Source organism: Segatella sinensis (assembly GCF_040095255.1).
Lineage (GTDB): Bacteria > Bacteroidota > Bacteroidia > Bacteroidales > Bacteroidaceae > Prevotella > Prevotella sinensis.
Genome location: NZ_JBBNGE010000015.1, coordinates 21,862 through 47,835 on the forward strand (window position 1 = coordinate 21,862; position 25,974 = coordinate 47,835).

Consider the following 25,974-nt stretch of genomic DNA (forward strand, 5'->3'; position numbering starts at 1 on the left):
TTGTTCCTGTGTTCGAAAACATCGCTTATTTCTGAATTTGAAGCTTCTTCGTAAACGCTAGTGCTATCCATCCGTAGATGCCCAGCAGGATGACGAGCAGGGTCTGTACGGAGTGAACAATGAGCACGAAGTAGAGGGCGTCGTTCTGCTGGATGCCATAGAGAATAAGCATCGTCTTCACTGCGAAATGCCATGGACCCGCTCCATTGGGTGTAGGTACGATTACAGCTATGCTTCCCACGATGAAGGTCACCAGTCCGCACATCAGATTGAGATGGCTCGTAGATTCAAAGCACTGGAAGGTGAGATAATAGTGCAGGAAGTAGCTCAGCCAGATGCCCAGGGTGAAGGCGATGTAGAGCGGTACGTTTCTCACGCCCTTCAGCGAGATTACTCCCTGCCAGAGTCCGCTCAGCGTAGCTTTCACCTTATTATATATAGCCAGTTTCTTGAGCAGTATGTGAGCCAGGAAGAGTACGGCGATGCCGCAGATGGCGGTAACCAGGTATCCTGTGGCTGTGAAGTTGCCCAGGATGCTGTCCATGCTCGTGCCCGTCTTGTCGAAGAAGTTCAGGAAGACGGGAATCTGCATCAGGAACACCAGTCCTGTGATAAGTAGTACGAGCAGCGAGTCTATGGCTCTCTCGGTCACCACGGTACCCAGTGCTTTCGGAAACGAAACGCCGTCCCATCTCTTCAGTACGGCACATCTTGCAAATTCACCCGAGCGGGGAATGACGAGGCTCAGGGCATACGAGAGGAATATGGAGTTGATGCTTACGCTGCTGCGCGACTTTTCGCCGATGGGCTCCAGCGCCTGCTTCCATCTCCATCCTCTGAAGAGCTGTGCCGAGATACCGAAGGGGAACGACAGCAGCATCCAGGTCCAGCTCATCTTGTGGAGCAGTACCTCCTCCACCTGCTTGAAATCAAATCCGCGATACATCCAATAGAGGATGGCACCGCCCAGAAACAAGGAGAGTGCCACCTGCCAAATATTGTTTGCTATCTTTTTCTTTTCCATCATAGCTGCAAAGGTAACACTTTTATCGCTTATATGGCACTACTTTCGCATATTTTTAGCATAAATAAACGGTTAGACTCCTTTTTATTTCCTCTTTTTTATATAAAAGATGAAAAAAAAAGCATTCAAGGGGGTGATTTCTCGAAAAATAATCGTATTTTTGCAAAATAAATATATCAATATCGTTTAGAACGTATGAAAGCTGTAAAGCCAAAGAAAAATCTAGGTCAGCACTTCCTTACTGACCTCAACATAGCCAAGCGCATCGCCGACACGGTGGATGCCTGCCCTGATATACCTGTTCTTGAAATTGGACCGGGTATGGGCGTTCTTACCCAATATCTCGTAGAGAAGCCTCGCCCGGTAAAGGCGGTGGAAATCGATTCTGAGTCGGTAGCATATCTCCACGAGAATTTCCCGACACTGAAGGATAACATTATCGGAGAGGATTTCCTGAGGATGGATCTCAACCAGATATTCGATGGAAAGCAGTTCGTGCTCACGGGCAACTATCCATACGATATCTCTTCGCAGATCTTCTTCAAGATGCTCGATTACAAGGATCTCATTCCTTGCTGCACGGGTATGATTCAGCGAGAGGTGGCTTTGCGCATGGCTTCCGAGCCGGGCAACAAGGCGTATGGTATCCTCAGCGTACTCATCCAGGCATGGTATGATGTGGAGTATCTCTTCACCGTAGATGAGGGAGTGTTCAATCCACCGCCAAAGGTGAAGAGTGCCGTCATCCGCATGACCCGTAACGAGGTGACCGATCTGGGATGTGAAGAGAAACTCTTCAAGCGACTGGTGAAGACCGTGTTCAACCAGCGCCGCAAGATGCTCCGAGTAAGCCTCAAACAGATGTTCCCGGGTGTAACCCCACGTGAGGATTTCTACACCACCGACATCATGACCAAGCGCCCAGAGCAGCTCAGCATCCAGCAGTTTGTGGAACTCACCAACTATGTAGGCGAAGAACTGAAACGATTGGAATTAATAAAATAATAAACAAAAAAATATATACAGACTATGATCGACGTAAAAGAAACTTTGAATTCTGCAGCAGAGCGTATGGAGATGGCTGCAATGTATCTCGCAGAAGAGCTCTCTCATATTCGTGCTGGTCGCGCCAACGTGGCTATCCTCGACGGCGTGCGTGTTAACAGCTATGGCAGCATGGTTCCATTGAACCAGGTGGCTACCGTAACCACTCCAGATGCCCGCACCATCGCCATCCGCCCTTGGGACAAGAAGGCTATCAAGGATATCGAGAAGGCTATCATGGACAGTGGCGTGGGTATTACACCAGAGAACAACGGTGAAATCGTACGCCTCGGAATCCCTCAGCCTACTGGTGAGCGCCGTAAGGAGCTGGTTAAGCAGTGCAACAAGATTGCGGAGCGTGCCAAGATTGAGGTTCGCAACGTGCGTCAGGAAATCAAGGAGAAGCTGAAGAAGGCTATCAAGGATGGTCTTTCAGAGGACTTGGAGAAGGATGCAGAGAATGATTTGCAGAAGCTTCACGACAAGTACATCAAGCAGCTCGAAGGTTTGATGGACGAGAAGGAAAAGGAAATCATGACTGTCTAGAAAGACGTTATGTTTATCAGACTTACATTATTAATATGTGATAATGAGAGGACTCGTTATTAAGAATACAGGCAGCTGGTACACCGTCAAGACTGACGATGGCCAGCTGATTGAAAGCAAAATCAAGGGCAATTTCCGATTGAAGGGCATCCGCAGCACCAATCCTGTGGCTGTGGGCGACTATGTGCAGCTCATCACCAACCAGGAGGGCACGGCGTTCATCTCTTCCATCGAAGACCGCCAGAACTATATCATCCGTAAATCACCCAACCTCAGCAAGCAGAGTCACATCCTTGCGGCTAATCTCGATCAGGCACTGCTTGTGGTTACCGTGAATTACCCTGAGACTTCCACCACCTTCATCGACCGATTCCTGGCTGGAGCCGAGGCATACAGAGTGCCCGTCATCATCGTGTTCAACAAGTGCGACCTTCTAACCGAAGAAGAGCTGCGCTACGAGAAAATGATGCGCACCCTCTATGAGACCATTGGTTACCAGTGTGTAGAGATTTCGGCTGCTACCGGTGAGGGCGTAGATGAGTTGCGTCCGCTCATCCGAGACAAGAAGTCGCTGCTCAGCGGCAACAGTGGCGTAGGCAAGTCAACTCTCATCAACCAGCTCATTCCGGATGCCGGACAGCGCACCGCCGAAATCAGCGAGGCGCATAACAGCGGTATGCATACCACCACCTTCAGCGAGATGCTGGAACTGCCGGAAGGGGGCTATCTCATTGATACTCCGGGCATCAAGGGCTTCGGTACCTTTGATATCGAGAAGGAGGAACTCACCAGCTATTTCAAGGAAATTTTCAAGTTTTCGCAGAACTGCAAGTTCTCCGACTGTACCCACACCCACGAACCGGGCTGTGCCGTCATCAAGGCTGTGGAGGAGCATTATATTGCTGCCAGCCGCTATCAGAGCTATCTCTCTATGCTCGAAGATAAGGACGAGAATAAGTATCGAGAGGCATTCTAGAAACCATGGTTTCCGGAGTGGATATAAAATAAGAATTATGGCAAAACAGGAACTGAAGGATTTTAAACAGCGCGTAGAGGAAGGCGAATTTGCACAGAGCGCCGAGATTTCTGCCAGTTATCTCGACGAAGACATCCTGATCATAGACAATGTCAAGGTGTTGCAGAATCCAGACCCCGTAAGATTGCAGATGAACATGATTGCATCCTGCTTGCGTGGCAGTCTGAAAGTAGAGTATAATGGCAATATCCTCTTGGTAGAGAAGGGCGATATCTTTATCTGTCCTTCCAACTCTACACTCGACATCGTGGAAGTGTCGGGCGATTTTGCGTGCACGGCGATGTGTGTGAGCAATCACGGCATGCTGAATATCCTTCGTTCTCATATTTCGGTATGGAATCGGGCGATGTATGTGAGCAAGGTGTCTGTGCTGAAGATGAACGAGTTGGATATGGTATTCTATGCCAAGTTCACCGATCTGGTGCGTCTATGCCTGGATCCATCGTTCAGCGAGCGCACTTCGTGGAAGCCTTATCGCCGAGAGATTGTGGAGACGCTCTTGAAGAGTGCGCTCCTGGCGGTGAGCAACATGCTGCTGGAGGATATGCCGAAGGAAGAGCTGAATTCCAGTTCTAGCGAACTTTTCGACCAGTTCCTGGAGCTGTTGCAGCAGGCGGAGGTGAAGCATCAGCCGGTGGAGAATTTCGCCCGCAAACTCTGCATCACTCCGAAGTATCTCTCCATCATCTGCAAGCGCCATTCGGGCAAGACGGCGATAGAGTGGATTACGGAATATACGCTTGCCGACATCACTTATCTCCTCCGTTCCACCTCGAAGACCATCAAGGAGATTTCAGGCATTCTTGGTTTCTCCAACACATCTTTCTTTGGCAAGTATGTGAGAGAGCATCTCCACATGTCGCCATTGAAATACCGCGAAAGTTTGAGGAAGAAATAGCGTTTTGCTATGTTATCTCAAAAAAATGGCAACCGGAAATAATTCATTCGGTTGCCATTTTTCTTTCTTACTTCTCTGGGAAGATTTCAGCCAGTTTCTTTGCCATACGCTCAGCGAGTACGGTGGTATAAACTACCTTGCCTTCCGGGTTGATGAGGTACATGGTAGGAAGCCAGGAAATCTTGTAATCCTTGGAAATCTGGGTTTCCTTCCACTTCTTGAACTCGCTGTACTGCTCCCATTCCACACCGTTTGCCTGAGTGTAGTTGTCGAGCTTCTGCTTGTCGGTATCCATGGATACACCGATGAACTTGGCACGGGTGCCGTACTTTTGGAACATCTCCTTGACGGTAGGAATCTCTCTACGGCAATCAGGACACCAGGTAGCCCAGAAATCTAATACCGTCCATGTTCCCTTCTTGAGAGCAGGGAAGGCTGGGGCCTCTGTTCCTACAGCCAGGAGATTCTTGGCATAGAGTACATCCACATCCTGTGGGTTCTGGGCTGTTGTTGCGCTGCCCTGAGCGCTGGCTCCGATGACAGATGCTGCCATGAGGAGCAAAGAGAATATTGCTTTTTTCATTTTTCTTTGTATTTAAAAACTGCTGCAAAGATACGGATATTTTTTTGAATTCGCTATCGGATGAAAGAAAAAATGCCGGGTGCATCTTGAAAAAGATGGGCCGGCATTGTTTTTATTAATTCTTCCGGCAAATAAGTAAAGGTTACTCTGAAGACTTTTTATGTAAAACCGATGCTGCAACGATAGTACTTACAAGGCGCAAAGACGTTACTGAGAGGTCGCTATGATAGTACTGACGAGGCGTAAAGCGGCTTGTAGTGCTTATTGCCTCACTATGGCACAACATTGCCCCTTACCAGGGCAATAACTTGCCATTGCCAGGCACAAAACGATACGTCGTGAGTTTTTTTTATAAAAGCACCACTCTTCTTTTTACTCTTCACTCTTCACCAAATCGGCTGAAACCCCGATAAACACTGGAGGTGCGAGAGGTGAAGAGTGGTGAAGAGTGACGTAATCTCTTCATCCGTGCAAGTTTTTAAGCTACAGATATTTATGACCTTTCTGTGAAGAGTGAAGAGTATTTTTGAAAGTGGCTTGCTATTGCGACGGATTGCAAATCCGCCGGAACGCCTGGCGGGGGGCAAATCCGCCGGGATTTGAATGATGCAAGGTATAAATGCGGAGCCGCTTACGACTTCAAAAAAAGGGTGCGTCATAAATCCATGACGCACCCTTCTCATGTAAAACTATAAACTATCAACAAATATTATTTCACGCTCCACTCGAAGAGACCGCAGGAATGAGTTTCTGGCTGCTTCAGCTCGAGCTTTACAGCCTTGGTCTTCACTGGGTCGAAATTCACGATGCAGGCTACACCACGCTTGCATGGATAAGCATCGGCTCCCGGAACTTCCTTCCAGTTGCCTGCCTCGTCCTGATAGTAGAGCTTCCAGCTGTCTGGCACCTTGCAACCGCCCCATGGCTGGTCGTCGTACCAATATACGGTGCTGGTCTTGATCTCCTTGCTCTCAGGGAAGGTGTAGGTAATCCACTCTGTAGTGTTCTTCTTAGGCCACCAGTGGATGTATGGGATAGAACGGTCGTTCTCATCGGCAGGAACCAGTCCGTCGGTAATGCTGCTCTTGGCTGGCACTGGAGAAGAGAATTCTACCTTAGCCTGTGCGGCGAGAGTTGCAGGAGCTGATGGCTTTGCTGCCTTGACATCCTGTGGCAACCATACCTTCATGTTGCCGTTGCCACGATGAGCCCAGGCGAAATATGGGATGAGGGTCAGTGTCTGGTCCTTGGTGCTCAGTTTGCCGCTCTTGTCGTAGGCGAGAGTCTGCACGTTCTCGGTCAAGGTCTCCATGTTCTGACCCTTGTAGAGTGTCAATACATTCTTATATTTAGTGTCGATGAAACCATCGTAAGAGAGCTTGCCCTCAGCGAACTGAGGTTCGCGGTTCTCCAGGATGCTCATGATGTCGAAGCCCTGGTTGTCTGGCCACTCTGCGCAATATACGATAGGACCACGCTCGATGCTGATGCAGCCACGGTCTGCCTCTACCTTGTTGTTGGCACGTACGGTGCGTGCTTCCATATCGAAGTGAACGCGAACCACATCGCCCTTCTTCCACTTACGGTTGATGGTATAATAGCCATCCTCTGTTACCTTAGCCTCTACCTTCTTGCCGTTTACGGTGATGGTATAGCCCAGACGCTTTCCGTCGCTGTAGTAGTAGAGATCAGATGGAACTGGCTGTCCCTTTACCCATCCAGGGATGCGGATCTTCATGCCAAACTGACCGGCCTTGTTGTCATCCACCTTGATGGCGATATCTCCGTTCCAAGGATACTGTGTATCCTGACTCAGGGAAACCTTCTTGCCAGCCACTTTCAGAGAAGAAGAGTTGCTGAGGAAGAGGTTGACATATACATTCTTATCCTTTACGGCATATACATAGCCTGGGAGGGATGGCAGGAAGCGGCAGATGTTGCTTGGGCAGCAGGCACAGCCGAACCAAGCCTGGCGCTGATGCTGACCCATACTCTCCAATGGGTTAGGGTAGAAGAAGCCGCCGCCGTCCATGCTCACACCACTGATGAGACCATTGTAGAGGGTACGCTCCAATACATCGTAATACTTACTCTCGCCATGGAGAAGGAAGAGACGGTAGTTGACATAAACATTGCCGATAGCTGCGCAGGTTTCGCAGTAGGCACTCATATTAGGCAACTCGTAGTTTTTGCCGAAAGCCTCGCCGTTGTTAGTAGCTCCGATACCTCCGGTGATGTAGAGCTTCTTGCTCACGATGTTGTCCCAGATGCGGTCGATGGCGTGGATATAGGCGGTATCGCCGGTGAGAGCTGCTACATCTGCCATACCAGCATACATATAGGTGGCACGTACGGCATGACCTACAGCCTCGTCCTGTTCCAATACTGGTTTGTGGCTTTGAGAATATTCCTGTTTGATCGATGTCTTTCCACGGTAGTCGAGGAAGAACTTAGCCTCTTCGAGATATTTCTTGTTGCCTGTAGCGAGATAGAGCTTGCAGAGCGCCATTTCGGCAATCTGATGTCCCGGTACCACGCAAGCCTGTCCTGGGTTAGGACCTACCTCCTTAACCACGCAGTCGGCATAGCGGATGGCGATATCGAGGAACTTGCGGCTACCTGTAGCCTGCCAGTGAGCCACGGCACCCTCCACCATGTGACCGAGGTTGTAGAGCTCATGGCTCAAGTCTTCCTCCATGCTCCAGCGCTTGTCGCCTGCCCAGAAGTGAGGATGCTTCGGGTTCTGTGTACGGGCGGTATAGAGATATCCGTCAGCCTCCTGAGCCGGAGCGATGATGTCGAGCACACTGTCGATATAAGCCTTTAGCTTCTGGTCTGGATAAGTCTGGAGCACGTAGCTAGCGCCCTCGATAGTCTTGTATGGGTCGGTATCGTCGAAGCTGTAAGGCATCAGTTTGCCCACATCGTAACTATCGCTAGGATGTGCAGCGCGCTCAAAGTTCTTGTATCTGCCCTCTGATTCGCACTTGCTGAAAGCCAGCGGGATGGTTACCTTGCGAGAGGTCTCGATACGCTGTCCCCAGAACGTATTGTTCCAAACCTTTACTGATGTGAAAGGCACCGGTGTGATAGGATAACCACCCGAGCTCTTGTTCACCTTCTGTGCCGAAGCAGGCATCAATGCCAATGCTGCCAAGGCTGATGTCATCAAAATTTTCTTCATGTATTGCTAGTTTATTTTGTTTATTTGTTGTAAGGGATGTATTCATCCCAAAGTTTCAATGAGTGCAGATAGCCTGAGAAAGGCCATGCTTCTTCGGCGTTCTTGCCCAGAAGCATAAACTGTGATGGCTTGACGAGGAGCTGGATGTCTTTCTGACTGACGAGCTTGTCGTTGATGTAGATGCTCTCGATTCTGCCGTCGAAGCAGACATATACGTGCTGCCACTTGCCTTCCAGGGTCTTCATCTCCTTGTAGCCGGCATCCTCATACCATCCGTAGTGGTTCATCACACCGCAACGTGGTTCGGTGCCGTTTACCAGCATCAGCTTTTCCAGTTCATCGTGAGATGAGGTGAAATCGGCTACGCATTCATTCTCGGCAATCTCCGGATTCAGAATCCATGCCTCGATGGTGTATGGTGCGTTGTCGCGGATAGTGGCTGGGAGCATGAAGTTGCTTCTGTAACTCTCCTTGCCGGTAAAGGCGAATGCCTTCTTGCCCTCTATGGTCTTGATGATGGCTGCTGTATCGTGTTGCGTCTCGAACTCGCCCTTGAGGTGAACATTCAGCGGGCTGCCGTTCTTGATGTAAGGCACGGTATCGCCCTCGTTGTAGTAGTCAGCGCTGATATCTATCACCAGTCCCTGACTGTTCTTGTCGGCTACAGCCTCACGCACGATGTTGCTCTGGGCATCGAAAGCCTTTTCTGCCGCCTCCTGTTCCCAGTTATAATAACGGAGATTGGTGAGGGTAAATTGTTTTTCGCCTGCAAGAATTTCCAGTTTTCCTTCAGAAAGATTCAGTCGAGGATCGTTTTCATCTATCTGATGCCAGCTTCCGTTGTAGAAAGCTTGGGCGGTAAGGGTATGCTTGCGTGTCTTGCCGAGCTGCTGATGAGTCATCACCAGCTGGGCACCCGGTTGCAGGGTGATGGCATCTTTGCCAGCCATGCGCTCTCTGAGGGCGGTGCCCTGAAGGAGCGAGAACTTGCCGGCAAGCATTCCCTCGTTGTTATGCCAGGTTGTACCATCGAAATCGGCTGCTGTCAGACCGAGCCACTGCTGTGGGGCAGAATCTTCTACGGAACCGTAAACCTTGATGTTCCAGATGGCGCCACCGAAACCTTTCTTCTGTCCGCCAGTATAGGTGAGACGGATGTACTGCGCCTTGGCATTTCCGAAATCTACCATCGGCGAACCAGCCAGACGGTTCTGTCGCTTGTCGGAGAAGGTCTGCCAGTGCTTGCCATCATTCGATGTCTCGATGAGATACTGATAGAACTGTGTTCCGTATTCAAACTGAGTCCAGATGCTCTTGATGCTCTGCTTCTTGCCCAGGTCGAGCTGGATCCAGGCTGGTCCGGTGGTGCGAGGGCGCCAGAGTGTGCCGTTGTTGTCATCAACCGCATATTCCGGACGGAAATCGTTGTCGTAATAGGAAGAAGCTGTAACCTTGGCGCCGAAGGCGAGGTTCTTTGCCACCTTCATTTCCGGTTTCAGATCAAGGCCTTCGTGGGTTGGAACGACCTCCTTGATGGTACCGTCTGTATTGAATTCGAGTTTATCGATTGCCACCTGACGATGGAATCCACGGTTGGAATGCGGATTGTCGTGGCGATGATATACGATGTAGTAGTTGTCGCCTTCCTGGAGCACGCTGTTGTGTCCCGGACCATGAACGGTTCCATCGGCATTGGTCTTGAGGATAGTTCCGTGGTAGGTGTAAGGACCGAGCGGACTCTTGGCTGTGGCGTAATCCACACGATAGCTGGCATCCTCGCAATGCTCGCAGGAGTAGAGAAAGTAGTAGATACCGTTGCGCTTGAAGACGAAAGGAGCCTCGAAGAAGTGAGTAACCTCGGTGTTCGGGATAAGCTTGGTTTCGCTGAACGATTTCATATCAGGATTCAGCTTACCTGCTCCGCAACCGAAGCCCTTGTATATACCCCAGGTGCCCCAATACATATAGACCGAACCATCATCATCTCGGAAGGTCTGACCATCGAGGGTGATGGCATTCTTTACGAATCTATCCGGTACGAGTACAGCTTCGCTCTCGCCCAGTACATTCTTCCAAGGACCGCGAGGTGTATCGCCCACACCCAGATGGAGCTTGCATGGCTGGCAGTAGAGATAGTAATACTTGCCGTCGGTTTCGTTCTGCATTACATCCGGTGCCCAGATCCAGTGGCTGTCCGGCCAGTTCATCGGCATTAGGGTCCAGTTCTTGAAATCCTTGCTGCACCAGAGCTGTGCCGGTCCGAAACCGGCTCCGCTACCATCGGTAGTAGCATATATATAATAGGTGTCACCAAACTTCTTGATGGTTGGGTCGGCAAAATAACCAGGCAGGATAGGGTTGCCTGCTCCCGGAGTGTTGTAGGCAGCTTTCTGGGCAGCACCTGTCTCAGGCGCTGCCCAGAAAGCTGCTGTTACGAATAGTGTTACAATTATATTCTTATTAACCATATCAACTTCTTTTTTAAATGTTTATTTCTTGATTACCTTGATGACGAATCCACCGCCAGAAGCAAGATGGATCTTCATTTCTGAATTCTGATGGATGTCGGATTTCTCTATCTTGTAATCCTCGGCATCGTGGTTGGCATTGATGCCATCCTTCAAAACGATTGCTTCGTAATCGCCATCCGTAAGGAAATCGAACTTCAGTGTGAGCGTGCGCTCATCCCAGTTGCTCTGACCTCCTACATACCAGTCGTTGCCCTTCTTTCTGGCAGTAACGATATACTTTCCGATTTCGCCTTGTGGCACGATGGTCTTATCGAAGACTACTGGCAATGAAGCGATGTATCGGGTGTATGGCTCATCCGCCTCATAGTTGGTAGGAGTATCGGCGAGCATCGTAAACGGACTGTCCTGTACGATGTAGCAGGCAGCCTGATGGCATCGGGTACCCATCGAAATCGGTTTGGTATAGATAGCCTTCCAGTTGTCGCGGGTTCCGTTTCTCATCGCTCCCGGTGTGAAATCCACCTGTCCTGCCATCATTCGGATGTATGGGAAGGTGACGTCGTAGAGCGGCATATCATTCTTGGCTTCCGTCCAGCGGCACTCTTCCATACCGAAAACACTCTCGTAGTTGAGGATGTTGGGGTAGGTGCGGTTCAAGCCGTGTGGCTTGTAGATGCCGTGCAGGTCGAGGATGAGATGATGCTTGGCGGTGCAGGCAGCCAGACGTTCTACCATTTCGATGGCGGTCTGGTCGTCGCGGTCCATGAAATCCACCTTGAATCCCTTGATGCCCATATCAGCATAGGTCTTGCAGATGGTTTCCAGATTCTCGTCCATCACGTTGAAGACTGCCCAGAGCACGATATCCACGCCCTTGCTCTTACCATATTCTATGAGCTTAGGCAACTGGATATCTTCTATTGGTTTCAGAATACTTCCCTCTTTCGAGTTGTACCATCCTTCATCGAGGACGATGTATTCCAAACCATGATTATGAGCAAAATCTATATAATACTTGTAAGTTTCGAAATTGATGCCCGCCTTGAAGTCCACACCTTTCAGATTCCAGTCGTTCCACCAGTCCCAAGCTACCTTTCCCGGTTTGATCCAGGAAGTATCGCCAATCTTGTTGGGAGCAGCCAGGGCATACACCAGATTGTTGGTCGGCATCTGTGTATCGTGTTCTGTGATGGCGAAGATGCGCCAAGGATAGCTTCTCTTGCCAGAACTTATGGCGATGTAATCGTTGGCACTCTTCACATAGCTCATGTGTCTCCATGGATAGTAGGCCATTTCCTTAGGGTAGGGAGCGAAGGCGGCTCTCAGGATTCCTTTCTCTTGATCCTGTTTGCTGCCGTTAGCCTTCAGCCACATACCCGGATAGTTCTGCAGATCACTCTCCAGGATGGTGACCTTTGCTTTGCCGCAATCTATGGTTGCTGGCAGGAAGGCTAAATCCTGCTTGGCGGTATCGAGTCGAGTCTCGTGATAGATATTCTGGAAAGCCATGGCAAAAGGCTTTTCGGGAGTCGTAGTGTATGGCAACCATGCCTTCTTGTCCTTGCCAAACTGGTAGGCGGCGGTTTCATTCAGAATGATGGTCTTGCCTTTTCGCTGGGTATAGAAGCGGTAAGCCACTCCCTCATCATAAGCTCGGAGAATAATGCCGAAACCATTCTTCAGTTTCAGATTCAGCTCCTGATAGCTGGTTTCGATGCTTGGCTGGCGATAGAACGGTGCCTGGATGGTTTCCCTGTGGTTGGAGATTTTGCGGCTCGCAACCTTCGGGTTCTTGCCCAAGTCCATTCCATCGCTTAGCACTACACCTATTGAAGACTCCTGCAAGAGCTTGGAGCCGTTGTATTTAAAACTTAATGAGAGAGCTTTGTCAGTGCTCAGTTCAGCCACAATCTTTCCGTCAGGCGATTTCACCTGATAGTTTTCTGCTGATGCCGTAGCCCCTATATATAATAAGGTGGCGATGAAGAAGAGTTTCTTTACCATAACTTTCTAGGTTTATTATGTTTTGTCTTTTTTGTTATTTGCTTATTTGGAGAAAACGTTTGTTTATTGTGGGAAACTTTTTAGCCTTTTCGGCGAATCTTTTTCGTTTCTGCTGCAAAAATACAAAGAGAATAGGTGATTGGATGGGAATAAAGTCCAAAAGACTGCAAAAATCGTATCAAATGCATTCGATAGACGATTTTATCATCTTTGTGAACGATAATTTTACGAAGGAACGTTTTTTTTTAGTTATTTTGCAGTAAGAAAATTAAACGAAACAAATAATAAACCTAGAAGATATGGATTTAAAGCAGTTTACATTATTGATAGGTGTAGTCAGTTTGCCATCCCTGACAACGGCAGCCACTGTTTATCGCACCATCTCCAAGGTGGCTGCGGTAGCAGTGGATTGTCCGGAGGGCACAGTTCCCCGACTTCCTAATCTCGTGTGGGTAACCTATTCTGATGGTTATTCAGAGTATCGTCAGGTACGCTGGGCTAACGCTCCGCTTGCTGATGAGCAGGCTGAGGCTGATGCGCAGAAGCATCCTGCGGGAAGCCAATATGAGATAGATGGTTTTGTGATAGGTGATGAGACTACCGACAATGGTTATCCTGTCAAGGCACAAATCAAGGTGGTGGCTGAAGGCTATCAGACTCCTGAAAAGGAAGTGGCTCATACCTTCTCGCTCGCTGATGTGAGCATAGATGGTGACAACCGACTTACCCACAACCGTGATGAGGCTATCCGTGAGATCTGTTCCTGGGATGTTACCCAACAGCTCTACAACTATCGCGATACCTATGATTTGAGCACGGAGGGTTATACCAAGAGCGATGGCTGGGATTCTCCAGACACCAAGCTCAAAGGTCATGGATCAGGTCACTATATGTCGGCTATCGCACAGGCATACGCCGTGGCAACCAATCCTGAGCAGAAGGCTATCCTCCGCAAGAATATCACCCGGATGGTGAATGAGTTGCGACAGTATCAGGAGATGACCTTTGTATATAACAAGGATCTGAAGCGCAACTGGGAGGCTCGTGATTTCGCTCCTGAGACTGAACTCCGGGAGATGAAGGGCACCTGGGCTGCTTTTGATGAGTATAAGAAGCACCCTGAACTTTATGGTTACGGCTATATCAACGCCATTCCGGCTCAGCATTGTGCTCTGATTGAAATGTATCGTGCTTACAACAACTCCGATTGGGTTTGGGCACCTTATTATAGCGTACACAAGCAACTTGCCGGTCTGATAGATATCGCTACCTACTTTGATGATAAGGAAATCTGCGATAAGGCTCTCCTCATCGCCAAGGATATGGGACTCTGGGTATGGAACCGCATGCACTACCGCACTTACGTAAAGCAGGACGGCACCCAGGATGAGCGTAGAGCCAAGCCGGGCAACCGTTACGAGATGTGGGACATGTACATCGCCGGTGAGGTGGGAGGTATGAGCGAATCGCTCGCCCGTCTTTCTGAGATGGTTTCCAATCCGGATGAGAAGGCAAAACTCCTCGAGGCTGCCAACTGTTTCGATGCGCCTAAGTTCTATGATCCGCTGAGCAAGAACATCGATGACATCCGCACCCGCCATGCCAACCAGCATATTCCGATGATTATCGGAGCGCTGCGCAGTTACAAGAGCAATCAGAAGCCATACTATTACAATCTGGCTGAGAACTTCTGGAGACTGGTGCAGGGCAGATACATGTATGCGATGGGTGGTGTAGGAAATGGAGAGATGTTCCGCCAGCCATATACCCAGATTCTGAGTATGGCAACCAATGGACTGCAGGAAGGCGAATCGGAGGCTTATCCGGATATCAACGAAACCTGCTGCGCGTATAACCTCGTCAAGTTGAGCAAGGATTTGAACTGTTATAACCCTGATAATGCGCAGTATCTCGACTATATCGAGCGCACGCTGTACAATCAGATTATCGGTTCCCTCAATCCGGACCAGTATCAGACCTGCTATCAGTATGCGGTAGGATTGAATGCCACCAAACCATTCGGCAACGAGACTCCTCAGAGCTCCTGCTGCGGCGGTACTGGTTCTGAAAACCATACCAAGTACCAGCAGTCGGCATATTTCGCCAACGACAACACCCTCTGGGTGGGACTCTATATGCCGACCACCCTCCACTGGAAGGAGAAGGGCGTGACCATTAAGCAGGATTGCCTATGGCCGGCACAGCATTCAGCCATCAAGATAACGGAAGGCGAGGGCGATTTCACCATGAAACTCCGTGTACCATACTGGGCTACGCAAGGTTTCTCCATCAAGGTGAACGGCAAGGAAGTGGCAAAGAGCTATCAGCCTAGCACCTATGTAGAACTGGAGCAGAAGCACTGGAAGGTGGGAGATGTCGTAGAAATCGACATGCCATTCAGCAAGCATATCGAATATGGTGCCGACAAGCTTTCGAGCGATGTGGCAAGTCTGGACGGTACTCCGCTGAAGACATCCTGGGTAGGAACCCTGATGTACGGACCATTGGTGATGGCGGGTACAGGCGCACAGACCTGGAATCAGGCTACGCTGAACATCGACTCCCGATTGAGTAATATCACCGTGGGCGAATCGAACGGCGTGACCACAGGTGCAGGAGCCAATCTCCTTACCCTGAAGTTGGATGGCAAGGAATTCCAGCCAGACTATTATCGCAACGCTAACAGTACCCACTACTACCGCATCAACCTGACCGATGCCAAGAGCAAGAAGAGCAAGAAGGTGAAGATAGATTTCACCGAACTGAATTCTCTCCTGAATCTTGCCGCAGAGCGCAAGGCTGACCAGGAAAAGTGGAATGCCCTTTCGCAGAAGGTTCCGGAGTATGCTCCATGGGCACCATTCGGTTATGAGCGCATGCAGAAAGTGATGGCTCAGGCACAAGAGCTGGTGGCAAAGGGCAAGAAGAAGGTAACCCAGGATGAACTGGAAGGTACTACTGCCATCCTGAACCGTGCCATCAACACGATGCGCCCTGGCAACCTTGCCGAGATGGAAGACCTCCGAGAACTCTCCGGTCTGCTTCGCCGTGCCGGCTGGCCGGATGACAACACCAGCGAGGAACTCAAGGAAGCTATCAGTTATGGCAGAATGGTTCAGAAGTACGTGACCGACGGAAGTGGAACCCACGATATGATTCATGCCGCTGTGGGAAAACTGAAGAAGGCGATGAAACAATAAAGACATAGAAACAACAAAACAATAAAACATTAAAGACAACAAAGACATCATTTAGAATAAACAACATTTAAGAGTAGCAAAATCGTCTAAAAGAATGAAAATATCGTCTAAATCGCTCGTTTTGGACGATATTTTCATTCTTTTAGACGATAATACGGCACGATATGCAAAATATTGTGTTACTTTGCAATCGAAATTTAAAATAAACCTAGCATGAATAGAATATGAGACAGACACAAAATATTTCAGGCTTTGTACATAGCCAAGCTTATGTAAAAGCCATCGCGTGTTTGGTCCTTGCATGTGGAGGAGCATTACCTACTCTAGCAGCAAGTGAGACCTTATCAAGCCCAAAGGTAGAAAATGTTCAGCAGAACGGAATTACCGTAAAGGGCGTAGTGAAGGATACCAATGGAGAACCGATTATCGGTGCTACTGTTATGGAGAAAGGTACCAAGAATGGTACTGTTACAGATATCGATGGTAAGTATAGTCTCAGCGTTAAGCGTGGAGCTACCATCGAAGTCACTTATATTGGCTATCGTGCCCAAAGTTTCCTTGCAAGTCAGAAATCAAATATAGTTTTGCAAGAAGATCTTCGTGACTTGAATGAAGTTGTCGTAATTGGTTATGGAACTCAGAAAAAAGCAGATGTTACTAGTGCCGTTGCTAGTGTGAAGGCAGATGCTTTTAATAAGGGTTCTGTGCTTGATGCCGGTCAGTTAGTACAGGGAAAGGTGGCAGGTTTGCAGATTTCTTTGCCTTCTGGTGACCCAACAAGCAATACAACAGTTATGCTTCGTGGAAATTCTTCCTTGATGGGATCTAGTGCTCCTTTAATCTTGGTGGATGGTGTTCCTGGTAGTTTTTCTACTGTGGCCCCGGAGGAAATCGAATCAATTGATGTCTTGAAGGATGGCTCAGCTACAGCTATCTATGGAACCCGTGGTACAAATGGTGTAATTATCATAACAACCAAGGCAGGAAATCGCGAGATGCCAACTACGATAGAGTATAATGGCTATCTCTCTATATCTAAAATGGCAAAAAAGCCAGATTTCTTAAGCGCAGATGAACTTCGTTATCGTTGGTCTGAAAAAGACGAAAACGGTAATGCTCTTTATGCACCTTCCGGAGCAAATGATCAGGATTATGGTGCTTCAACAGATTGGCTTGATGAAGTGAGTCGTACTGCTGTTTCTCATAATCACAATCTTACTTATCGTGGTGGAAACAGGAATAGTAGCTATGTGGCATCTTTGGGATATTCTGAGCGTGAAGGAACGATGAAGAAAACTGATCGTAAGAATATTCGTGCTCGTTTAGATTTGACTCATCGTATGTTTGATGACAAGTTAACTACGAATATTGCAGTTATGGCTTATGAGAGCAAATCTCCATATGGTTACAATGTTGGTTCTGCTTATCGTAATGCTTGTATCCAAAACCCAACACAGCCTATTTACGATGAGAATGGTACCTATGTAGAGCGCCCTGTTTATTTCTATGATAATCCGGTATCTCTGCAGCAGGAAACTAATGGTATGTCTCGTCGTAGAAACATTCGTTTTACAGGCTCTATGATTTATCGTCCTATTGAGGAGTTGTCTTTTAAAGGTTCGGTAACCCGTAAAGGACAGAGTGTGTTGAATGGTTACTATCAAACTAAGAAACATCCAACTACAACAGAAAGTGGTTACAATGGATTTGCATCTCGATATACTGAAGACTATATCTATAATAATGTAGAACTTACGGCCAATTTTCATAAGAAGATAAAGAAACATAGTTTTGAGGCGATTGTAGGTTATAGTTATGAGGATAATCGTACGGAAAATTATAGGGCTACTAATCGAAATTTCCCAACAGATAGCTATAGCTATAACAAAATGGAATCAGGTAAGGGCTTGCAAGATGGAACTGCCACCATTGAATCTTACAAGTATGATACCAAATTGATTGGTGTATTCAGTCGTGTTACTTATAATTATGACAACCGTTATCTCTTGATGGCCTCTATTCGTCATGAGGGTAGTTCTAAGTTTGGTGCTGATCATAAGTGGGGAAATTTCCCGGGAGTTTCTGCAGGATGGCGTCTCAATAATGAGAAATTCATGAAGAAATATACCTGGATTGATAATCTGAAGATTCGTGCGGGTTTCGGTATTACAGGTATTGATATCAATGATCCATACAAATCATTGGCTTCTTTGGGCTATGATGGTTATTTCCTCTATAACAATGAGTGGGTAAAAATCTTGACTCCAACCCGTAATGCTAACCCTGATCTCCGTTGGGAAAAAAAGTATGAGTATAATCTTGGACTTGATTTCGAACTTTTCGGTGGTCGTTTGAGTGGAGCTATCGATTTGTATCAGCGTGATACCAAGGATGCATTGTGGAATTATTCTGTGCCCGTTCCTCCATACCAGTATAGTACTATTATGGCTAACGTAGGTAAGATCCGTAATAAAGGTATTGAAATATTGGTGAATGCCATTCCTGTTCGTACTAAAGACTTTGAATGGAACACCAACTTCTCTTATTCTACCAACAGTAATGAACTTCGGTCTATCAGTAATGATAAATTCCAGATGTCTACAGATTGGTTTACTACTGGATATACCGGAGAGCCAATCCAGACAGAGACCCATCGTGTAAAAGTGGGCGATCCTATTGGTAATTTCTATGGTTTGAAGTCTGTTGGGGTCAATGAAGCAGGTTTATGGGTTGTAGAACGATTGGAACGTGATGCTAACGGTGAATTGACTGGTGGCAAGTATTACGACTTGGCAAAGAATGCAACGACAGAAGACCGACAGGTTCTGGGTAATGGTGTGCCAAAGCACTTTGTAAACTTCAACAATACGTTCCGTTACAAGAACTTTGACATGAGCATCAATATGCGTGGTCAGTTTGGATTCCAGATTTTGAACTTCCAGGAGATGTTCTATGCTAATCCAACTATTCAGTATAATGTGCTTAATAGTGCATTTGACCTGCGTCCTTCAATAGCTATCTCTGAGGATAACAAGAGTTATTCTAAGACAGGCAAATCTGTTAGATTGGCTGATGCACAACGCTATGTAAGTGAATATGTAGAGGATGGAGATTTCTGGAAGATTGACAATATTACATTGGGTTATACCTTTAACATGAAGAAGGTAAAATATATTCAGAATCTCCGTTTGTATGCAAGTTGTTTGAATCTTTGTACTATTACGGGTTATAAAGGTATAGATCCTGAGGTAGATATCACCGGATTAACACCGGGTACAGATGATCGTGACAAGTATCCAACAACACGTTCTTTTACCTTTGGTATTAACGTAACATTCTAACATTAAATTGATATGATTATGAAAAGATATAAAATTAGTGTTCTTGCCTTTTCGGCATTAACCTTACTAGGCTTTTCTAGCTGTTTCAACCTAGATGAGAGTGTTTATTCCGAGGTTACGGAATCTACTTTTACTCCCACCGATCAGGATGTAGCCTCTTTGATGGCCAGTGCTTATAGTCCTCTGACTTACATTATGGACTGGCAGGGTTTGTTCGATGCACAGGAGGAATCAGGAGATGTTATCATAACTCCGACACGTCCAAATGGCTGGGATGATGGCGGTACTTATCGTCGTATGCACCAGCATGAATGGAATTCTGAGCAATGGCAGTGTGAGAATGCTTATGATACTCCATATGGAGCCATCAACAATGCCAACCGAATATTGAGTCAGATTGAAAGTAATGAATTACAAACAGGTGATTTGAAAGAAAGTACTATAGCAGAACTTCGCGCTATTCGTGCCGTATGGTACATGATGTTGCTTGATACGCATGGTAATGTGCCAATCGTTACTAAATTTGATGATGAAGTGCCTGTTCAGGCTACTCGTCAGCAAGTTTTCGAATTTGTCGTAAATGAGTTAAAGGAAGTTATTCCGCTGTTAAGCGAGGAAGTTAATGCTGCTACTTATGGGCGTCTTACCAAATGGGGAGCTCTTACCGCTTTAGCTCGTGTATACCTTAATGGTAAGGTGTATACCGGAAAAGAATATTGGAAAGAGTGTCTAGAGTGTTGTGAGCAGATTATCAAGAGTAAGAAATTCTCTCTGGCTACCAGCTATAAGGCAATATTCGCTTACGATAATGGATCTTCTTGTCCAGAGATCATATTTGCTGTTCCATACGATAGTAAATTCAAAGGATTCCATATGCAACATAAGTGGTTCCCTTCTACTGCTAAGTTGGTTTTTGGTAATTCTTCTGATTACTTTTGGGGTGGCAGCTGCGCGAACCCTCAATTTATCAATGCTTACCAAGAAGGTGATAAGCGCTTGGAAGATACATGGCTGATGGGTGAACAGCGTTCGGCAGATGGTAAATTGATTTGGACTTGCAAGAATTATCTTCCTTCTTTGACATGTATTAAGGATGGGCAGAATTATACAAGTGTTGATTATGGCTACCGTGTATGGAAATATGGTAATGATCCTCAGACTACTAATGGAGGTTGGAGTAATGATTTTCCATTTTTTCGTTATGCAGAGGTCTTGCTTGATAAGGCTGAATGTTTGTTGAGGTTAGGACAGAATAAGGAAGAGGCTGCTAGAATAGTTACGGAACTGCGCAAGCGTGATTTCGATGATGCAGCCAAAGCAACTGTTACTGTAACTGATCTGGAAGGTGATACAAGGATAAAGTATGGTACTCTTGATTGGGATAATAATATAGATGATCCTGGAGACCAAACGCCAGTCTTGTTAGGTGGTCTTTATGATGAATGGGGATTTGAGTTTGCTTGCGAAGCTCAGCGTCGTACACAGATGATTCGTTTTGGTACTTATAGCACCAAAAATTGGTTTAATCATGTAGCAGTAAAAGATGGGCATACTGCTATTTTCCCTATTCCGCTGAGAGCGTTGGAAACAAACGGTAAGTTGAATCAGAATCCTGGTTATGATTCTAACCGTTAATGATAAATAAAGGTATATCTGCCTTTATATTTCGAGAAAAAATCCCGTTACATGTTTCGCTTTTGTGGCATGTAACGGGACATTTTCTTTAGTTTGTACAGTTCGTAATTAAATTGTATCTTCTGAATAAAGCAATAATTTAGAGAAAAAGCAAACAAATATTTAAAATGAAAAAGAATAAGACTTTACTAGCTGCATCGCTCGCCCTGATGATGGCGATGCCGATGCAGGCACAGATGTTCTTTGGAAAGCCAAAGGAAGTTTCTGATTCTGCTTATCTGGCGCAGGCTCAAACTCCTCCTATGGGATGGAACTCATGGAATAAGTTTGGTTGTAATGTCAGCGAGAAGCTGATTATGGACATGGCAGATAAGATGGTGAAGACGGGTATGAAGAATGCGGGATACCAGTATGTTGTCATTGATGACTGCTGGCAGGTAGAACGCGACTCACTTGGCTTCATTCAGGCAGATCCCGACCGTTTTCCTCACGGAATGAAATACCTGGCAGATTATATTCATAGTAAGGGTTTGAAGTTCGGACTTTATTCCTGTGCCGGAAGCTACACCTGTCAAGGTCGCCCTGGCAGCCGTGGTCATCAGTTTCAGGATGCCTTGATGTATGCCAAATGGGGTGTGGATTTTCTGAAGTATGACTGGTGCTCTGATGAGGGACAGAATGCGCAGGCAGCTTATGCTACGATGAGTGATGCCATCAAGGAGTCGGGAAGACCTATGATTCTCAGTATTTGCGAATGGGGCGAGCATGAACCTTGGAAATGGGGTAAGGGTATCGGACATCTGTGGCGCGTTACTGCCGATATAAGAGATTGCTACCAATGTCTCTTCGACTGGGGTGGCGTAGGAGTACTCAACGTCATTGACAAGATGGCTGATCTTTATCCGTATGCCGGACCGGGTCATTGGAATGATGCCGAGATGCTGGAAGTGGGTAATGGTGGCATGACCAAGGATGAGTATATCACTCATTTCTCTATGTGGTGTATGCTGGCAGCTCCGCTGATGGCGGGCAACGACTTGACCAAGATGGATAAGGATACCCATGAGATACTGACCAACAAGGAAGTGATTGCCGTTGACCAGGACCCTATGGGCGAGCAGGGACGCCGATTCATGGATATGGGAGAGAAGGAAATCTGGGCAAAGCCTCTGAGCAACGGAGAACTGGCTGTCTGCTTTCTGAACCGTACCGATTTCCCTTGGAAACTGGACTACAACTGGAAAGCCCAGACCATCTATTTTGCCAACGAGGTGAACATTCATGCCAATGAATATGTAATCAGAGACCTTTGGAAACATAAAGACATTGGTACTACAGCTCAGAATACCAAGGCAACAATCCCTGCTCATAGTGTATTGATGGTGAGACTTTCGAAGAAAGCTAAATAGTTAGAAAGTAAAAAAGTGGCAACTGGGGTTCCGGTTGCCATTTTTACTTTACAGTTTAAGCGTGCCTGGAAAAAATCTTAAGAGAAGAAATCATTTCCCTTAAGGAAAAAACTATTTTCCCTTAAGGAAAAAAATAAAAACCCTTAAGGAAAAATTCTCAATCTCTTCTTTCCCCATTTTTCGGGTGTTTTTGCCAGATTTACTTTCTTAAGAATATTGTTTACATAGATAAAATGGGGAAGATCCTCTTTTTATACATCTTTTCTCATCGTATTATACATCAAAATGGTACTGGAATACGATATTTGTATCATTTTAGACGATATTGCGACCGTATTTGCGAGATTATCTGTACTTTTGTGCCGAAATATAAATATAACGCAAAAATCATAACCGAAATGAAACGAATCTTCTTATCGCTGATACTCACAGCGGCAACCTTGCCTTGGGCTACTGCAGCCATGGCACAGCAGGATCCATCTGAGGCTCCTGCCACCAGACCCGTAAATCCTGTTTCTGCACCACAGAAACTCATCTTCGTACCGGATTCCCTGAAACCCTATGATTTCAACAAGGATGATGAGAGATGGTGCTGGCGACATAGTGCACAGACCCAGAATATCGTGTATTTTTGGGAAAAGCCATTCGGGGACAATCCGCAGAATCCTCCTTCGCTCGAAGGTAAGCCGATGAAATTCGACTTGGGTAATCTGCAGACTCAGGTAGAACGATTCTACCGTTTCTTCCGTGATACCCTGAAGTTTTCTCTGCCGGGCAGCATCTGCGATAAGTATAAGATGATGGTGATGGTGAACTATTCGCTGGAAGGAACAGCTTATGGCGGAACTTACGATGACTTTATCGGAGCGCTCTGGGTAACACCTAATCGTATTCAAGATCAAAAACTCAATTGTCTGGCTCATGAGTTGGGACACAGTTTCCAGCTTCAGATTATGGCAGACAAAACGGGCGAAGCCTGGGGAGGAAGCGGCTTCTTCGAGATGACATCCCAATGGATGCTCTGGAGAGTGAATCCCGACTGGATAACAGATGAGAAGTATCATTTCGATGCCTTCAGACAGCTTACCCATAAGGGTTATCTGCATCTGGACAACATCTATCATTCGCCATACGTGATAGAATGGTGGGCAGAGAAGCATGGATTGGAAAGCATCGCACAGCTCTATCGTGAGGGAAAAGTAGGAGAGGACCCGGTTGTTACCTACAAGCGGAAGTATAAGATGAGTCAGAAGCAGTTTAATGATGAGATGTTCGACTGCTACCGTCATCTCGTGAACTTCGATTTCGGTTATGCCCGTAAGGAGACCCGTCCTTATGCCTGCACCTTTGATACCAGGATGCTGAAGCAGAAGAATGGTTATCTCCGTCCGGATACAGCTTCGGTTCCTGAGAACTATGGTTTCAATGCCATCAAGTTGGAAATCCCGAAAGCTAGCAAGAAGGTTACTGTAGATTTCAGAGCCCTCGATGCCGATGGTAAGGTGTTCAAGGCATCCAAGGACAAGATGGCACGAACCATCGGTTACCGTTATGGTTTGGTGGGAGTAACTGCCGATACCGATGAATGCATCTACAGCCCGATGGGCGAAGCGATGAATGGAAAGGTTTCGCTTGTGACTCCAAAGTCCCAGCCTCTCAAGGCGCTCTATCTCGTGGTGATGGGTGCTCCTGCGAATCATTCGCTTGATCCTTCTTCCCGCCGATTCCCTTATGAGGTAAGGGTGAAGTAAATATCATTATTAAAGAGAATGAAATAAAAAAAATGAAGAATAAGACTTTATTATCGGCATCACTCGCCTTGATGATGGCGTTGCCGATGCAGGCGCAACAACTCAAAGAGTATGCGGGGGATGCAGAGCTACGCATCCCGGAATGCAAGATAACGGCACCACCCAAATCTATGCATTTAGATAAATTTTATAAGAAATACGTGGATGTGAATGGCATTCCGATCGTAACGTCATGGCGAGTGCCAGACTCATGTATAGTGGCTGCGCATCATACACTCTATGCTATGACGAGTATGTTAAAACCAGAGGTGTTGGAAGCGATGAAAAAGCATGGAACTCGTGTGGCTATTATGGCTAGATATGAGGGCGAGACCGACATCCCAGAACATCATTTCATGATCAATGACACTACGGTGAATATGGATGTGCGGGCTCGAGGAATGGAAGGTACGATGGAAGTACCTGTCACAACCTGTGCGGAAGAGAACATCCTTGCTTACCAAATAGATAAGTATCATGCCGAGGATATCCTCATCCATGAGTTTGCGCATTCCATTCATTTGATAGGTATCTATCAGGTGGATCCTACCATCAATGAAAAGCTAGACTCGCTTCTTGCCAAGGCGAAAGCTCGTGGCATTTATGCCAATACTTATCGATTGGACAATGGGATGGAATATTTTGCAGAGGCTGTACAAGACTGGTTTAATGTAAATGCTGAGGTACAACGTGCTGACGGCAAGCATAACTGGATTAACACCCGTGAGGAATTGCTGGCGATGGATCCTGATATGTATCATCTGTTGGCACAGTATTTCCCTGCTACTCAATTACAGATAAGCAAGCACAAGAAGCAAAACATTTATACTTGCGATTATACAGACTTGTTGCGTGCCAAGAACTTTGCATTCACCAGGCAAAAGCAGAAAGTAGAGGAGGGATACATGCCTTTCCGAGGACATCAGGTTTATTATCGAATTGTGGGCGAACGCCAGGAAGGTAAGGCACCTATCATCTTGCTGCATGGTGGACCAGGCAGTACCCACAACTATTTCGAGGTGCTGGATCAAATTGCCGAGACTGGTCATCAGGTCATTATGTACGACCAGTTGGGCTGTGGAAAATCGTATGTAGAAGGTCATCCGGAACTTTGGAAGACTGAGACGTGGGTGGATGAGCTAGATGCGCTCCGTAAATACTTACATCTTGACCAAATACATCTCTTGGGACAGTCGTGGGGAGGTATGTTGGCTTTGGCGTACGTCTATGAACGTCATCCCGATGGGATTCGCTCACTCATTCTCTCCAGTACCAATCCATCGGCTTCGATGTGGGTAAAGGAGCAACATCGCTTGGTAAAATACTTACCGGAAAAAGAGCAAAAGGCCATAGCCAAGGCTGAGGCTACGGGGGATTTTGACAGTAAGGCATACAAAAGTGCAATTGCTCACTATATGGAGCAACATTGTGCTGCACCTGTTACTGCCGACTCGCCTGAATGCCTGAGAAGAGAGAAAAAGGCTGGTACCTTGTCGTATATTTATGGTTGGGGACCTAATGAGCTAAATGCTACTGGCGACTTAAAGGATTTTGAGTATTTGGAGAAGATGAAGAGCATCGACATCCCTACCTTGGTAATTAGTGGTAGTGAAGATCTTTGTACTCCTGCCATCGCCAAGGCCATGCATGATGCTTTGCCTAACAGTAAATGGGAACTCTTCGTGGGAAGCCGCCACATGCCTTTCGTAGAAGACCATGATCATTACTGCAAGGTTTTGGCAGAATGGTTGATGACACATTTGTAAAGGCTTACGTAATGGCGCATCTCTTTTTATAATGGAATTTTGT

General features: G+C 46.9%; 15 protein-coding genes. 10 read left to right on the plus strand and 5 right to left on the minus strand.

From position 1 onward, the window contains the following. Positions 1-25: 25 nt before the first annotated feature. Positions 26-1,024 carry a flippase-like domain-containing protein gene (locus AAAT87_RS06115; protein WP_153128469.1) on the minus strand — a complete coding sequence of 333 codons (999 nt, stop codon included), beginning with the start codon at positions 1,022-1,024 and terminating at the stop codon, positions 26-28. A gap of 195 nt (positions 1,025-1,219) precedes the next feature. On the opposite strand from AAAT87_RS06115, the gene rsmA reads away from it, so the two are divergent. From rsmA to AAAT87_RS06135, 4 genes are read left to right on the plus strand one after another with little or no spacing between them, the layout of a single operon-like run. Then, positions 1,220-2,029 carry a 16S rRNA (adenine(1518)-N(6)/adenine(1519)-N(6))-dimethyltransferase RsmA gene (gene rsmA, locus AAAT87_RS06120; RefSeq protein WP_349225927.1) on the plus strand — a complete coding sequence of 270 codons (810 nt, stop codon included), beginning with the start codon at positions 1,220-1,222 and terminating at the stop codon, positions 2,027-2,029. Positions 2,030-2,053: 24 nt separating this feature from the next. Further along, positions 2,054-2,614 (plus strand): ribosome recycling factor, encoded by a 561-nt coding sequence (gene frr / locus AAAT87_RS06125; protein ID WP_089544858.1) that lies wholly within the window; start codon positions 2,054-2,056, stop codon positions 2,612-2,614. A 43-nt stretch (positions 2,615-2,657) separates the two neighbouring features. Beyond that, positions 2,658-3,590, plus strand: a complete 933-nt coding sequence (gene rsgA, locus AAAT87_RS06130) for a ribosome small subunit-dependent GTPase A (protein WP_089544857.1) — start codon at positions 2,658-2,660, stop codon at positions 3,588-3,590. Between the two features lie 37 nt (positions 3,591-3,627). Further along, the gene (locus AAAT87_RS06135) at positions 3,628-4,548 is read left to right on the plus strand and encodes a helix-turn-helix domain-containing protein (protein ID WP_296971529.1); all 921 of its coding nucleotides are present in this window, start codon (positions 3,628-3,630) and stop codon (positions 4,546-4,548) included. A 67-nt stretch (positions 4,549-4,615) separates the two neighbouring features. Here AAAT87_RS06135 and AAAT87_RS06140 read toward each other — a convergent pair whose 3' ends face one another. The 4 genes from AAAT87_RS06140 to AAAT87_RS06155 form a co-directional block, all read right to left on the minus strand. After that, positions 4,616-5,131, minus strand: coding sequence for a TlpA family protein disulfide reductase (locus AAAT87_RS06140; RefSeq protein WP_117661452.1), 516 nt, complete (start codon positions 5,129-5,131; stop codon positions 4,616-4,618). Between the two features lie 709 nt (positions 5,132-5,840). After that, positions 5,841-8,315 carry a glycoside hydrolase family 127 protein gene (locus tag AAAT87_RS06145; RefSeq protein ID WP_349225928.1) on the minus strand — a complete coding sequence of 825 codons (2,475 nt, stop codon included), beginning with the start codon at positions 8,313-8,315 and terminating at the stop codon, positions 5,841-5,843. 20 nt (positions 8,316-8,335) lie between these two features. Then, a complete protein-coding gene (locus AAAT87_RS06150) occupies positions 8,336-10,783 on the minus strand; it encodes a family 43 glycosylhydrolase (RefSeq protein WP_349225929.1) in 2,448 nt (815 codons plus the stop codon). A gap of 21 nt (positions 10,784-10,804) precedes the next feature. Then, positions 10,805-12,790 carry a retaining alpha-galactosidase gene (locus tag AAAT87_RS06155; protein ID WP_349225930.1) on the minus strand — a complete coding sequence of 662 codons (1,986 nt, stop codon included), beginning with the start codon at positions 12,788-12,790 and terminating at the stop codon, positions 10,805-10,807. Between the two features lie 299 nt (positions 12,791-13,089). On the opposite strand from AAAT87_RS06155, the gene AAAT87_RS06160 reads away from it, so the two are divergent. The 6 genes from AAAT87_RS06160 to pepI all read left to right on the plus strand — a co-directional run bounded on the left by AAAT87_RS06160 (position 13,090) and on the right by pepI (position 25,931). Beyond that, positions 13,090-15,990 carry a beta-L-arabinofuranosidase domain-containing protein gene (locus tag AAAT87_RS06160; RefSeq protein WP_349225931.1) on the plus strand — a complete coding sequence of 967 codons (2,901 nt, stop codon included), beginning with the start codon at positions 13,090-13,092 and terminating at the stop codon, positions 15,988-15,990. A gap of 290 nt (positions 15,991-16,280) precedes the next feature. Then, entirely contained in the window at positions 16,281-19,331 is a 3,051-nt protein-coding gene (locus tag AAAT87_RS06165; RefSeq protein WP_349225932.1) for a SusC/RagA family TonB-linked outer membrane protein, read from the plus strand. 18 nt (positions 19,332-19,349) lie between these two features. Continuing rightward, a complete protein-coding gene (locus AAAT87_RS06170) occupies positions 19,350-20,966 on the plus strand; it encodes a RagB/SusD family nutrient uptake outer membrane protein (protein ID WP_349225933.1) in 1,617 nt (538 codons plus the stop codon). A gap of 167 nt (positions 20,967-21,133) precedes the next feature. Continuing rightward, positions 21,134-22,375, plus strand: coding sequence for a glycoside hydrolase family 27 protein (locus AAAT87_RS06175; RefSeq protein ID WP_428848567.1), 1,242 nt, complete (start codon positions 21,134-21,136; stop codon positions 22,373-22,375). A gap of 398 nt (positions 22,376-22,773) precedes the next feature. Beyond that, positions 22,774-24,126: a DUF6055 domain-containing protein gene (locus AAAT87_RS06180; RefSeq protein ID WP_349225934.1), complete on the plus strand. Its 1,353-nt coding sequence runs from the start codon at positions 22,774-22,776 to the stop codon at positions 24,124-24,126. 32 nt (positions 24,127-24,158) lie between these two features. Beyond that, positions 24,159-25,931, plus strand: a complete 1,773-nt coding sequence (pepI, locus tag AAAT87_RS06185) for a proline iminopeptidase (protein ID WP_349225935.1) — start codon at positions 24,159-24,161, stop codon at positions 25,929-25,931. Positions 25,932-25,974 lie beyond the last annotated feature (43 nt).